General features: G+C 69.4%; 10 protein-coding genes. 3 read left to right on the top strand and 7 right to left on the bottom strand.

Annotation, left to right across the window (positions count from 1 at the left end; genetic code table 11):
• Positions 1 to 27 precede the first annotated feature (27 nt).
• The 6 genes from AC2YHT_RS09405 to AC2YHT_RS09380 all read right to left on the bottom strand — a co-directional run bounded on the left by AC2YHT_RS09405 (position 28) and on the right by AC2YHT_RS09380 (position 7,678).
• Positions 28 to 1,656 (bottom strand): DEAD/DEAH box helicase, encoded by a 1,629-nt coding sequence (locus tag AC2YHT_RS09405; protein ID WP_487289379.1) that lies wholly within the window; start codon positions 1,654 to 1,656, stop codon positions 28 to 30.
• Between the two features lie 377 nt (positions 1,657 to 2,033).
• Positions 2,034 to 2,243, bottom strand: coding sequence for a hypothetical protein (locus tag AC2YHT_RS09400; protein WP_487289378.1), 210 nt, complete (start codon positions 2,241 to 2,243; stop codon positions 2,034 to 2,036).
• 39 nt (positions 2,244 to 2,282) lie between these two features.
• Positions 2,283 to 2,807: an SRPBCC family protein gene (locus AC2YHT_RS09395; RefSeq protein WP_487289377.1), complete on the bottom strand. Its 525-nt coding sequence runs from the start codon at positions 2,805 to 2,807 to the stop codon at positions 2,283 to 2,285.
• Between the two features lie 61 nt (positions 2,808 to 2,868).
• A complete protein-coding gene (locus AC2YHT_RS09390; protein WP_487289375.1) occupies positions 2,869 to 4,155 on the bottom strand; it encodes an RNA polymerase sigma factor in 1,287 nt (428 codons plus the stop codon).
• A 262-nt stretch (positions 4,156 to 4,417) separates the two neighbouring features.
• Positions 4,418 to 6,532: a TonB-dependent siderophore receptor gene (locus AC2YHT_RS09385; RefSeq protein WP_487289374.1), complete on the bottom strand. Its 2,115-nt coding sequence runs from the start codon at positions 6,530 to 6,532 to the stop codon at positions 4,418 to 4,420.
• Between the two features lie 201 nt (positions 6,533 to 6,733).
• Positions 6,734 to 7,678: a LysR family transcriptional regulator gene (locus AC2YHT_RS09380; RefSeq protein WP_487289372.1), complete on the bottom strand. Its 945-nt coding sequence runs from the start codon at positions 7,676 to 7,678 to the stop codon at positions 6,734 to 6,736.
• 119 nt (positions 7,679 to 7,797) lie between these two features.
• Here AC2YHT_RS09380 and AC2YHT_RS09375 point away from each other — a divergent pair, with 119 nt between their 5' ends.
• The 3 genes from AC2YHT_RS09375 to AC2YHT_RS09365 are packed head-to-tail and all read left to right on the top strand — an operon-like array spanning position 7,798 to position 11,892.
• Positions 7,798 to 8,901: an HlyD family secretion protein gene (locus AC2YHT_RS09375; RefSeq protein WP_487289371.1), complete on the top strand. Its 1,104-nt coding sequence runs from the start codon at positions 7,798 to 7,800 to the stop codon at positions 8,899 to 8,901.
• Positions 8,898 to 10,439 carry an MDR family MFS transporter gene (locus AC2YHT_RS09370; RefSeq protein WP_487289370.1) on the top strand — a complete coding sequence of 514 codons (1,542 nt, stop codon included), beginning with the start codon at positions 8,898 to 8,900 and terminating at the stop codon, positions 10,437 to 10,439. Before AC2YHT_RS09375 ends, AC2YHT_RS09370 begins: the two co-directional genes overlap by 4 nt.
• The gene (locus tag AC2YHT_RS09365) at positions 10,423 to 11,892 is read left to right on the top strand and encodes an efflux transporter outer membrane subunit (RefSeq protein ID WP_487289369.1); all 1,470 of its coding nucleotides are present in this window, start codon (positions 10,423 to 10,425) and stop codon (positions 11,890 to 11,892) included. Before AC2YHT_RS09370 ends, AC2YHT_RS09365 begins: the two co-directional genes overlap by 17 nt.
• On the opposite strand, the gene AC2YHT_RS09360 is transcribed toward AC2YHT_RS09365, so the two are convergent.
• Complete coding sequence (locus AC2YHT_RS09360; protein ID WP_487289367.1) at positions 11,876 to 12,994, bottom strand: DegT/DnrJ/EryC1/StrS family aminotransferase; 1,119 nt, start codon at positions 12,992 to 12,994, stop codon at positions 11,876 to 11,878. The two genes, AC2YHT_RS09365 and AC2YHT_RS09360, sit on opposite strands and share 17 nt — an antisense overlap.
• Between the last annotated feature and the right edge of the window lie 6 nt (positions 12,995 to 13,000).

Genomic DNA, 13,000 nt, shown 5'->3' with positions numbered 1-13,000 from the left:
CCACTCTACGCCCGAATGGGCGGTTCGTCAGTCCTCGACCTTGGCCAGGCGGGGCGGAGCCCGCAGCAGGAAGGCGGGGATGTCGTTGCCGAAGCCGACCACGCGGCGATCGTCGTCGTCGTCGCGGGCGCGGACCGGCTGGACGCCGCGCACCGGCATCGGCGGACGCTCGCGCGAGGGGCGGGCCGCGGGAGCGGCTTCCTCGACCGGAGCGGCTTCGACCACGGCGGCGGGGGCGCGCTCACGGTCGCGGGTGCGTTCGCGGCGCGGCTTGCGCTCGCGTTCCGGACGCTCCGAACGCTCGGGGCGCTCGGCGACGGGCGCTTCGGGAGCGGCCTCGACGGCGACGGCGACGGCGACGGTTTCGACGACTTCGCCCTCGGCCGGAGCGGCCTCGGCGCGTTCGCGACGGCCGCGGCCGCTGCGTTCACCGCGCTCGCTCCGCTCGCCGCGTTCACGGCCCGGACGCTCGCTGCGGCCGCGACGGCGGTCGCCTTCGCGCGGCACGGTGACGGCGTCGCTGTAGTCGACGTCGATGACTTCTTCGGTGGGCGTCGAGCCGATCAGCTTGACGACCTTGTCGAAGCCTTTGTCGTCGGCCGGGGTCACCAGCATGTAGGCGACGCCCGAGCGGCCGGCGCGGCCGGTGCGGCCGATGCGGTGCACATAGTCGTCGGCGTGGTGCGGGACGTCGTAGTTGAAGACGTGGCTGACGGCCGGGATATCAAGGCCGCGGGCGGCGACGTCGGAGGCCACCAGGATCTTCAGCGAGCCGTCGCGGAAGGCCGCCAGGGTCTTCATGCGCTGGCTCTGGTCGAGGTCGCCGTGGATGGCGGCGGCGTCGAAGCCGTGCACCTTCAGCGACTTGGCGACGATGTCGACTTCGGTCTTGCGGTTGCAGAAGACGATGCCGGTTTCCGGCGCGGCCTTCTCCACGATGGTGCGCAGGGCCAGGCGCTTGGCCTTGGGGTCCGAGGACGGCACCTTGATCAGCAGCTGGGTGATGTTGGCGTTGGTCGTGGCCGGCTTGGCGACCTCGATCCGCACCGGATCCTTCAGGAACTGCTTGGTGAGGCGCGTGATTTCCGGCGGCATCGTCGCCGAGAAGAACAGGGTCTGCTTTTTCGGCGGCGTCATCTTGAAGATGCGCTCGATGTCCGGGATGAAGCCCATGTCGAGCATGCGGTCGGCTTCGTCGACGACGAGGAACTGCACGCCGGTCATCAGCAGCTTGCCGCGCTCGAAGTGGTCGAGCAGGCGGCCGGGGGTGGCGATCAGCACGTCGACGCCGCGATCAAGCTTCTTTTCCTGGTCGCCGAACGAGACGCCGCCGATCAGCAGCGCCCACGAGAGCTTGGTGCCCTTGGCGTACTTCTCGAAGCTGGAGGCGACCTGGTCGGCCAGCTCGCGGGTCGGGGCGATGACCAGGGCGCGCGGCATGCGGGCCTTGGCGCGGCCCGACTGCAGCTTGTCGATCAGCGGCAGGGTGAAGGCGGCGGTCTTGCCGGTGCCGGTCTGGGCGATGCCCAGGACGTCCTGGCCGGCGAGGGCGACCGGGATCGCCTGGGCCTGGATCGGAGTGGCGGTCGTGTAGCCGGTGTCGGCGACCGCTTGAAGGGTCGTGGGCGAGAGCCCGAGATCGGAGAATTCTGTCATTTCACGCTGGTCTGAACTCGGAGCCGCCCGTGCTTGGGCGAGCGGGCGGCGCGGATTCGCCAGACCTGCTCCGAAGGTGGGGATAAATAGGCGCAATCGCCGCAAAGTCAATCTTCGCGGGGCCTATGCGGGCTCAGGTGGGCCGCCGTGCGCCAAAGCGCAAGAGGAAGGGAGAGAGCGAGTGCAAGAGTGAGCGCCGCCCCAGTCCTTCCCCCGAAGGACGGGACCAGGACACGGGAGCCGTCCGTGAAGTCCTGGCGGGGCGGCGCTCCGCTCGGCGCCGCCAAAGGGGAGGAAGACGGCGCTGAGAAATCACTACTGGATTAGTATGGATTCGAGCGCGTCAGTTTTTCTAAGAGAGCTTTCAGCCGCGCGGCTCAGTGATGCGCGTGCTGCCCGGCGTTTCGCTTGCGGGTGGCCGCAGCTTTCCTGGCGGAAGCCGAACGATCGGCGGCGCGGCCGCCGGCCGAGGCCTCGCCACCTTCCTTGCCGCCCTTGTGGGCCGCCGGATGGCTCGCCTCCTGGTCGCCCAGGAAAACCCGCGGCTCTGAAGAGGGTTCGAACTTCAGCAGGAGGAAACGGGCCATGTCGGACTCCTCGGGCGACGGGTTTGGGGCGACGACGGATTATGAACGCTCGACCACGGTCTTGAGATTGAACAGACCCGTCTCGAAATCGCGGCCGATCATCTTGTCCATGTTGAACACCAGGCCCATCAGCCGCGAGACGAACGGCGCGGGGCCCGACATCGACCAGGTCACGCGGGTGACGTCGCCTTCGGGAACGGCGGTGAAGAGGGCGGTGTTGCTGGCCTTGAAGGGTTTTTCGAAGTCGAGCGCGATGCGCACCTGGTGGCTCGCAGCCTCGTCGATACGCATGCGGCCGGTCCCGGCCTTTTTCCCGGCCCAGGCATAGGTCGCGCCGACGCCGCGATCTGAACCGGCGTAAGTGCGTTGCAGGTCGGCGTCGAGGGTCTCGTAGGGCGACCAGCCGCGCCAGGCCTTAAAGTCTGAGACCTGGGCCAGCACGGCCTCGGGCGGGGCATTGACCAGGATCGAGCGCTCGACGCGGAAGGTCGGCGGACGCAGGGCGGCGGCGATCAGCAGGGCGGCCAGGCCCAGTATGACGACGGCGGCGATGATCTTCAGCATCGGAAACTCCCTTGAAGGCGAGGCCCTTGCCGGGCCGTTCGCGACGAGGACGTTCGAACCGTCAGGCTTCCGACACGGGCGCGCGATTTTTCTCCGCTCCGGCCTGAAGCAGATCGAGCTGCTGGCGGATGTAGACCGCCTCGGCCGCGCCGCCGGCCAGGGCGATGGCGCGGCCGAAGGCCTCGCGGGCCTCGTCGTCGCGGCCCAGCTGCTGGTTCAGGGCGCCGTGCAGGCCGTGGAAGTGGAAGTAGCCGGAGAGCCGCTCCGCCAGCGGCGCGATCATCGCCAGGGCGGCTTCTGGTCCGGCGACCTTGGAGACGGCGACGGCGCGATTGAGGGTGACGACGGGCGAGGGGGTCATGCGCTCCAGCACCGCGTACAGCAGGTCGATCTGGGCCCAGTCGGTGTCCTCGGGGCGTTCGGCGCGGGCGTGCAGGGCGGCGATGGCGGCCTGCGCCTGATGGGGGCCGGGATCCCGGCGCAGCATGGCCTGGTCGAGCAGGGCCAGGCCCTCGTCGATCATCGCACGGTTCCACAGCGACCGGTCCTGGTTCTCGAGCAGCACCACGAGGCCATCGGCGTCGAGCCGGGCGGGCGAGCGGGCGTGCTGCAGCAGTATCAGCGCCGTCAGCCCCATGACCTCGGCCTCGTCTGGAAACAGGACCAGCAGCAGGCGTGAGAGGCGGATGGCCTCGTCGCACAGCGGCCGCCGGGCGTCGGCCTCGGCCCCACCGGCCGAATAACCTTCGTTGAACACCAGATAGACCATGGCCATGACCACCAGCAGCCGCTCGGCGCGCTCGGTCAGGCTGGGGGCTTCGAACGGGACGTCGCCCTTGGCGATGCGGGCCTTGGCGCGGGTGATCCGTTGTTCCATGGCCGCCTCGCCGACCAGGAAGGCGCGGGCGATCTGGCGCACCGACAGGCCCGAGACGATGCGCAAGGCGAGCGCGATCTGCTGGGTGGCCGGCAGGTCGGGATGGCAGCAGACGAACAGCAGCCGCAGAATGTCGTCGCGCCAGTCGGCGCCGTCGATCCGCTCGGCCGCGGCCGCCTCGGCGTCGTCGAGGCCGGCCTGGAGGTCGGTCAGCACCTCGTCGGAGGGCAGGGCGGTCTGGCGGCCCCGGCGGCGGGCGGCGTCGACGCCGCTGTTGCGCCCGACCAGGATCAGCCAGGCGGTCGGATCGCGCGGCGGGCCTTTCTCCGGCCAGGACTTCAGTGCCTGCAGGCAGGCGTCCTGATAGGCTTCTTCGGCCGTATCGAGGTCGCGGAAATAGCGCAGCAGGGCGGCCATGGCCCGAGGACGGGCCGAGACGAGGGCGGCGTCGATCCAGTCGGGATCGGTCATCATCGAGCTCCACAACGCTGGTCGGACCGGCGACCCTCTGCTCCCAAAACAGATGCGCAGCCCGCTGCACCAGCGTCGTCCTGCATCTGATAGCAGAGAATGGCGTCGGGCATCCTGGCGTCTCCGGCGGCCGCGGCGCCGCTGGCCAAGGACGCCGGCCGCCTCCCCTTGCCGACATCGCGGACACGAAAAAAGCCGCCGGGGCTAACCCGACGGCTTCTTCGACTGGATCAGGCGGGAGGCGTGATCCGCCTCCCAGTAATCAGAACGCGTACTTCAGGGCGACCGTGTAGTTGCGCGGCGCGCCGTAGCGGTACTGGCTGAAATAGCTGATCTGGCTGTAGTAGGTCTCGTCGAACAGGTTATCGACGTTGGCCTGCACCGACAGGTTCTCGTTGATCTCGTAGCGGGCCATCAGGTTCACCAGAGCGAAGGCCTCCTGCTCGATCCGGGCCGAGCCGGTGACCGAGTAGATGGTGTCGCGCCAGTTGACGCCGCCGCCAACGGTCAGGCCGTCAAGCGCGCCGTTGAACTCGTAGGTCGTGAACATCGTGAAGCTCTTGCGCGGCTGGTCGGTGTTGACCTTGGCGCCGGTGGCGTCCTCGACCTGGAACTGGGCGTAGTTGGCGCTGATTTTCCAGTTGGGCGTGAGACGGCCCAGCAGCTCCAGCTCGAAGCCGTTGCTCTCGGCACCGTCGGTCGCGATATAGATTTCTTCGGTCGGGTTGTCGGCGAAAGGAATGCCCGTCGACTGGCCCAGGCCGTCCTGCTGGATCTTGAAGACCGCGATGGTCGATTGCAGCACGTCACCGAAGAAGGCGCTCTTGAGGCCGATTTCGTAGGCCTTGCCGGTAACCGGATCGAGCACAGAGCCGCTGCCGCCGCGCACGTTCTGCGGCTGGAAGATCTCGGTGTAGCTGGCGTAGGCGCGGTGCGTCGGGGTCAGGTCGTAGAGCACCCCGACATAGGGGATGAAGACGTTGTTCGACGAGTAGTTCTCTTGCGTGCCGCCGTTGAGGCCGCTGCGCTTCCAGGCCGAGAGGCGCGCCCCGCCGATGACCTTGAAGGCGTCGGTGACGTTCAGGCGCGTGGCGGCGAAGAAGCCGCTCTGCTCGGTCTCGTTGTCGGTGTACTGGGTCGGCGTCGTGGCGAAGGTCGGCTTCGGGAAGTTGCCGTCCCAGCTGTAGATGCTGGTGGCCGGCAGGAAGGCGTTGGCGCCGCTGGCCTGGTAGTAGACCACGTCCGACTTCTGGACGCTGCGCAGGGCGCCGACGGTGAAGTCGTGCTCGCGGCCGAACAGCGAGTAGTCGCCGTGCAACTGGATGTCGAAGCTGTCCTGGGTGGTCTCGCCCTTGCTCTTGTAGGGCCAGGTCGCCAGGCCGACGCCGGTGGTGCGGTCGATCGCCCCATACAGATAGAGCAGCTGGGAATCCTGCTCGTTGATCATCCGGTTATAGTTGAACGACAGCGTCCAGTCGTTGGCGAAGGTGTGCGTCAGGTTGGCGAAATAATTGGTGTTGGTCGTGTCCCAGTACGACCAGTTGGCGGACGTGTTGGTCGAGATCGGCAGGTGGGTGCGCGTGCCGTCGGTGTAGAAGCTGGGCAGCGAGCCCCAGAAGGACGCGTTCGTCGTGGTGACCTGTTGGCTGGCGCCGACGCGCAGCAGCGTGGAATCGGTCAGGTCGGCCTCGACCACGCCGTAGAGCACGTGCTTCTCGGTGGTCTGGCGGTCGAAATAGGTGTCGCCCTGTTCGTACTTGGCGACGAGGCGGCCGCGGATCCTGCCGTCCTTGATCGCGTCCGACACGTCGGCCTCGATCCGGTGACGGTCCCAGCTGCCGACGGTGGCGGTGAGCAGACCCTTGAACTCGCGGGAGTCGGCGTGCTTGCGCACCAGATTGACCGAGCCCGAGGGATCGCCCGCGCCGGTCAGCAGGCCGGTGGCGCCGCGAACGATCTCGATGCGGTCGTAGATCGACACGTCGGCGACGGTTTCGCCGCTATCGCCGGCCAGGCTCCACGCCAGCGGCACGCCGTCGATCTGGTAGTTCTTGATCTCGAAGCCGCGGGCGTTGAACACGTTGCGCACGTCGTCGACCTCGACCATCGAGACGCCGGCAGTGTTGCGCACGACATCGGCGATCGTCGACAGGTTCTGGTCGAGGATGCGCTGGGCGGTGATCACGGTGACCGACTGCGGCGTCTCGCGCAGGGTCAGGCCCAGGCCCGTCGCGGTGTCGATACGGCTGTTGACGGTGTAGGCGCCGGTGACGACCACGCCCTCGACGTCGGTGTCGTCGGTCGTCGTCTGCGCGAGAGCGGGCCCGGCGAGCGCCAGGAAAGCGCCGCTCGCCAGCAGCGTGGTCTTCAGGAACATGGGCCACCCCTTCGTTGCGCCGCTTGCGATCACGCGATGGGAGGGCGGCGCCAGATAATCCGGACGCCGATGGTGTCGGCGTCCGGCAGGCTATAGCGAGGGGAGGGTGGGATTGCAAATCACTCGCAATTGTATTTCGAAATATCTCAGGGGTAGCTGATCAGGCCGCCGGTGACGCCGGTCGAGAAGCCTGCCTAGGCGCTAGAGCAGGGCGCCGGCCTCGCGGCAGAGCTCCAGCAGCCAGCCGTTGGGCGAGTCTGGGCCGTCGCTGGCCCGCATCACCGCGCCGAACGGCGTCGGCGGCGGGGCGTTGGGCGGCTCGATCATCACCACCTTGCCGCGTTCGGCGGCGGTCTGGGCCAGGCGGCGGGGCAGGATGCAGATCATGTCGGACCGGCTGACCATGTTCAGGGCGCTGAACGAGTCCTGCACCGAGAACGACGGATCGGGGCTTTCGCCCAGGCCGTAGCGCTCGCCCCAGGAGGTCACCCGGCGCAGGCCGAGGTGCCCCGCCGAGGTGCGATCGGGATCGTCGTTGCCGCCGGTCACGCCCAGCCGCGGCAGGCGGGCGAGGGCGGCGTGGTCCAGTCCCTGGGCGATCGCCGGGTGGCCGATCCGCGCCACCCAGACGCCGCTCTCGTCGAACAGCCGGGTGTGGGTGAAGCGGCCGGGCACGGCCTCGAAACAGCCGATGACCATGTCGAGCCGGCCGGTGTCGAGGTCCTCGGTCATGCCGGCGTAGAGGTTGCGAAAGTGGACCTGGACGTTGGGCGCCACCGCCATCACCCGCTCGGCGATCAGCGGACCCAGCACGTAGGTGATGTAGGTGCCGGCCGCGACGTTGAAGGCGTGCTGGTCGACGGCCGGGTCGAAGCGCGGGGCCAGGACCGCCGTCTCCAGCAGCTTTAGGGCCGTGCGGGCGGTTTCGGCGATCTCCAGCGCGCGCGGCGTGGGGCGCAGGCCGGTCTGGCCGCGCACGAAGAGGTCGTCGCCGACCATCTCGCGCAGGCGGCGCAGGGCGTGGCTCACGGCCGACTGCGAAAGCCCCAGGCGCTCACCGGCGCGGGTGGCGTTGTTCTCCTCCAGCAGGGTCACGAAAACCCGGAAGAGATTGAGGTCGGCGGTTCTGAAATTCACGGCGTTCATGGCTGACGTGAAGAGATATCATTTCACTCATGATGGGTGGAGTCCTATCTGCCCGCTCAAGGTTCGCGATCGAACGGACCTAGCGATTCCCGAAAACTCGAAGAGACGTGGAGCAGCGCGTGAGCGACGCTGAAGGTTATGACGCCATCGCCGAAGCCGAGGCCGATGCGGCCCGCAAGCGGCAAGGCCCAACGCAAGGCAAGGCGCCAGGCAAGACCCTGGGCCAGCGGCTGCGCCTGCCGCTGATGATCGGCGTTCCGCTGGTCGTGCTGGCCGGCGTGGGCGTCGTGGTGCTGACCGGCGGCAAGTCCGAGACCACCGACAACGCCTATATCCAGTCCAGCCGCACGGCCATCAGCGCCAGCGTCGACGGTCGCGTGGTCGGCATTGAGGTCGGCGAGAACCAGACGGTTAAGAAGGGCCAGGTGCTGTTCCGCCTGGATCCGGCCGACTACCAGGTCGCCGTGTCGGAGGCCGAGGCGGCCCTGGCCCAGGCCCGCTACGACGTCCAGGCCCGCCGCGCCGTCTACGGCCAGCGGCTGGCCGACATGGCCGCGGCCGAAGAGACCGCCTCCTACGCCAAGCGCGAGGCCGCCCGCCAGCGCGACCTGGCCGCCGCCGGCGTCTCCACCCAGGCCCAGGCCGACGAGGCCCGCCACGCCGCCGACCAGGCCCAGCGCCAGATCGGCGTCGTCCGCCAGCAGATCGCCACGGCCCTGGCGGACCTGGGCGGCTCGCCCGACGCCCCGACCGAGCGCCAGCCCAAGGTGCTGGAAGCCCAGGCCCGCCTCGAGCGCGCCAAGCTTGATCGCTCCTACGCGGCCGTGGTCGCCCCGGCGGACGGCGTGGTGGCCAAGGTCGAGCAGCTGCAGGTCGGCGCCCGCGTCACGGCCTCGCAGCCGGTGTTCTGGCTGATCTCGGGCAAGCCCTGGGTCGAGGCCAACTTCAAGGAAGACCAGCTGGCCCACATGCGCGTCGGCCAGCCGGCCAGCATCAAGGTCGACGCCTACGACCATCCGCTGAAGGCCCATGTGGCCAGCTTCAGCCCCGGCACCGGCTCCAGCTTCGCCCTGCTGCCGGCCGAGAACGCCAGCGGCAACTGGGTCAAGGTGGTGCAGCGCGTGCCCGTGCGCCTGATCCTCGACGAGGCCGTCCCGGGCAATCTGGGCGCGGGCCTCAGCGCCAAGGCGACGGTGGACGTCCGCTCGGGCCGCCAGGGATGAACGCCGCGCGGGCCCTTTCCGGCCACGATCGCGACGTCGCCAACCGCGGCCCCATCACCGTCTCGGTGATGCTGGCGACGATCATGATCTCGCTGGACACGACGATCGCCAACGTCGCCCTGCCGCACATCCAGGGCAGCGTCTCGGCCTCGGCCGACCAGATCACCTGGGTGCTGACCTCCTACATCGTGGCCGCCACGATCATGACGCCGCTGACCGGCTTCATGACCGAGCGCCTGGGCCGCAAGATGGTGCTGAACGTCTGCATCGTCGGCTTCACCATCGCCTCGATGCTGTGCGGCGTGGCCAACAGCCTCGTCGAGATCGTGCTGTTCCGGCTGCTGCAGGGCCTGTTCGGCGCGGCGCTGATCCCGCTGTCGCAGGCGGTGCTGCTCGACATCAACCCGCCCGAGCGCCACGGCCAGGCCATGGCCGTCTGGGGCGCCGGCGCGGTGCTGGGGCCGATCCTCGGCCCGGCCCTGGGCGGCTGGCTGACCGACAATCTCGACTGGCGCTGGGTGTTCTTCATCAACCTGCCGGTCGGGGTGCTGGCCTTCTGCGGGGTGTTCTTCTTCCTGTCCGAGAAGAAGGGAACCGAGAAGAAACGCTTCGACATCCTGGGCTTCGCCAGCCTGGCCATCGCCATCGGCGCCTTCCAGCTGATGCTCGACCGCGGACCCGGCCAGGACTGGCTGGGCTCGGCCGAGATCTGGACCTACCTGATCGTCTGCGGGATCTCGCTGTGGGTGTTCGCCGTGCAGCTGGCGACGGCGCAGAAGCCGTTCGTCTCGCGCGCCCTGCTGGCCGATGCCAACTTCATGACCTGCTGCTTCTTCGGCTTCTTCATCGGCATACTGCTCTACAGCACCCTGGCCCTGCTGCCGCCGATGATGCAGACCCTGCTGGGCTATCCGGTGGCCTTCACGGGCCTCGTCTCGATGCCCCGGGGCCTGGGCTCGTTCATCGCCATGTTCGCCGTCGGCCAACTGGTCGGGCGCATGAACATCAAGCTGATCCTGGCGATCGGCATGGCCATCAGCATCGTGTCGCTGTGGCAGATGAGCCATTTCAGCCTGGGCATGGACACCCATCTGATCATCATCTCCGGCTTCCTGTCGGGGGCGGGGACGGGCCTGATCTTCGTGCCGCTCAGCACCATCGCCTTCGCCACGGTGAAGCCGGAGCTGCGGGCCGAGGGCGCGGGCCTGTTCACCCTGGTGCGCAACATCGGCTCGGCGGCCGGCATCTCGATCATGCAGGCCCTGTTCGTCAGTGGCATCGAGAAGCACCACGCCGTGCTGGTCGAGCACGCCCGGCCCGACAATCCGCTCTACCAAGCCTACGCCAAGAGCGTGTTCCTGAGCCAGAACGCCATGGCGGCGTTCAACGGCGTCATCAACCGCCAGGCCTCGATGCTGGCCTATCTCGACGACTTCCGCCTGATGCTGGTCATCACCGTGGCCTGCTCACCGCTCATCCTGCTCATGCGAACCCCGAAAGCCAAAGGGGGCGAGACCGTTCATGTCGCCGACCACTAAGACCTCCCGCCTGGCCGCCCTCGCCGGCGCGATCAGCCTCGCCGCGCTCGCCTCGGCCTGCACCACCGTCGGTCCGAACTTCCAGGCGCCAGAAGCTCCGAAGACGGCCGGCTACCTGGCCAAGGACGAGGCCTCTCCGGCCGCCGCCGCCACGCTGGACCAAGCTGGCGTCGGTCCGTGGTGGACGGCGCTGGGCTCGCCCGAGCTCGACGCGGTGATCCGCCAGGCCCTGGCCGACAACCCCTCGCTGGTCGAGGCCGACGCCACCCTGGCCCAGGCGCGTTCAGCGCTCGCCGCCGCGCGCGGCCAGGCCGGGCCGCAGGTCAGCGCCAACGCCGGGATCGACCGCGAACGCGCCAATCTCCAGGCCTTCGGCTTCACCAGCTTCGGCGACATCACGCTGAGCAACCCGACCTTCAGCCTCTATTCCGTGGGAGCGGGCGTCGGCTACGACCTCGACCTCTGGGGCGGCCAGAAGCGCCGGATCGAGGGCGCGACGGCTCGCGCCGAGGCGCAAGGCCGGCGCGCCGAGGCGGCCTATCTCAGCCTGACGGCCAATATCGCCCTGCAGGCGGCGACCATCGCCACGCTCCAGGCCCAGATCGCCAGCGTCGAACAGATGATCGCCGACGACGAGGCCAACATCGCTCTGGTGCGCCGCGCGGACGCCCTGGGCGGGGCGACCCGCCTGGCCGGCGTCTCGGCCCAGGCCCAGCTCGAGCAGGACCGCGCGCAGCTGCCGCCGCTGCAAGGCGAGCTGGCGGCCGCCCGCCACGCCCTAGCGCTGCTGGTCGGCAAGGCCCCGGCCGATTGGACGGCGCCGGCCTTCACGCTCGACACCCTGAAGCTGTCGGCGCCGGTGCCGGTGGTTCTGCCGTCGGCCCTGGTGCGCAAGCGCCCAGACATCCTGGCGGCCGAGGCCGAGCTGCACGCCGCCACCGCCGATATCGGCGTGGCGACGGCCGACCTCTATCCGAACCTCAAGCTCAGCGCCTCGCTGACCCAGGGCGCGCTGAAGCCGAAGGACATCTTCAGCTACGACGCCAGCGGCTGGGACGTGGGCGCGGGCCTGACGGCGCCGCTGTTCGACGGCGGCACCCTGAAGGCGCGCCGCGAGCAGGCGAGGGCGGCCGCCCGCGTCGCCTCGGCCCGCTACCAGCAGACGGTGCTGAGCGCCTTCGGTCAGGTGGCCGACGCGCTGGCGGCCCTATCGGCCGACGAGGCCAGCCTGGCGGCGCAGGACCGCGTCGAGGCCCAGGCTAGCGAACGCCTGCGACTGGCGCGCCTGGCCGTTGATCGCGGCGGCGGCACGATGCTGGAGGTGATCGACGCCCAGCGGGCGCTGAACGGCGCGCGTTCGACCCGCGCCCGCGCCGAAGGGCGCCGGCTGGCCGACGCGATCCGGCTGTTCGCCGCGACCGGCGCCGACTGGCGGCTCAGCCAGCCGTCTTGAGGATGTCGGCGATCCGCGCGGCGTCCGCCGCGTCGAGGTCCATGTAGAACGGCAGGCCCAGGGTCGAGCGCGCCAGGCGCTCGGTGTTGGGCAGGTCGGTGCGCGGGCACTCGGCGAAGGCGGGCGAGGCGTGGCAGCCGTCGCCCCACCACTGGCGGGTGTCGATGTCGGCGGCCTTCAAGGCGGCGATCAGGCGCGGCGCCGCGCCTTCTGGGGTGGCGACCACGCAGACGCTGGTCGTCCAGTCGCGGCCCCAGCCGGGTTGGAAGCTGATGTCGGATCCGTACAGCGCCTGGCGCAGGGCTTGGGCGGCGGTGAACCAGCGCAGCCGGTCGCCCGGCCAGGCGTCTAGGGCGGCCAGGCCCACGGCCGCGGCGTATTCGCTGATCTTGGCGTTGGTCGCGGCGTGCTGCGACAGGCGCGTGCCTTCGAAGCCGAAGCCCGTCAGGCGACGCAGGCGGCTGGCCAGGGCCGGATCGAGGGTGGCGACGTAGCCGCCTTCGCCCATGCCCAGAACCTTGGTGGCGTGCAGGCTGACGACGGTGGGCAAGCGAGCATCGCCGGCGGCGTCGAAGGCGGCGGCCGCGTCGAGGATCACTTTCACGCCGGTGCGGTCCTGGAAATCGAGCCAGGCGGCGACGTCGGGCATGCGGCCGAACGGGGCGACGATGATCACGGCGCTGACCGGGCCGGGCGCGCGGGGCAGGGCCGCTTCCAGCGTCTGCGGCGTCAGCATCCAGCTGTCGTGGTCGGCGTCGAGAAACCAGGGCATCAGCCCGGCCTGCACGGCCGCGTGCGCCGTGGCCACGAAGGTCCAGGACGGCATGGCGCACAGCGTTCCCGGCGTCGCGCCGAGGGCCTTGAGGGTCAGGGTCAGGCCCTGGGTGGCGTTGCTGCAGGTGACGGCAAGGGCGGAGGGGCCGAATCGATGGGCCAGACGCTCTTCCAGCTCCTGCACCAGCGGGCCGAAGTTCGAGTACCAGCGCGCGGTGTCGATGCGGCGAAGATAGGGAAGAATAGCGTCGGCCAGGGGCAGGCGAGGTTTCGCGACCGCGATTGGCGAAATGATGTCGGCGCGCGGATTGCGGGCGGTCTTGGCCATTGAGAA

It is taken from the genome of Caulobacter sp. SRI_008 (assembly GCF_057586355.1).
Note: the sequence above shows the minus strand (reverse complement) of the source record. Positions and strands in the feature narration are given on the sequence as shown.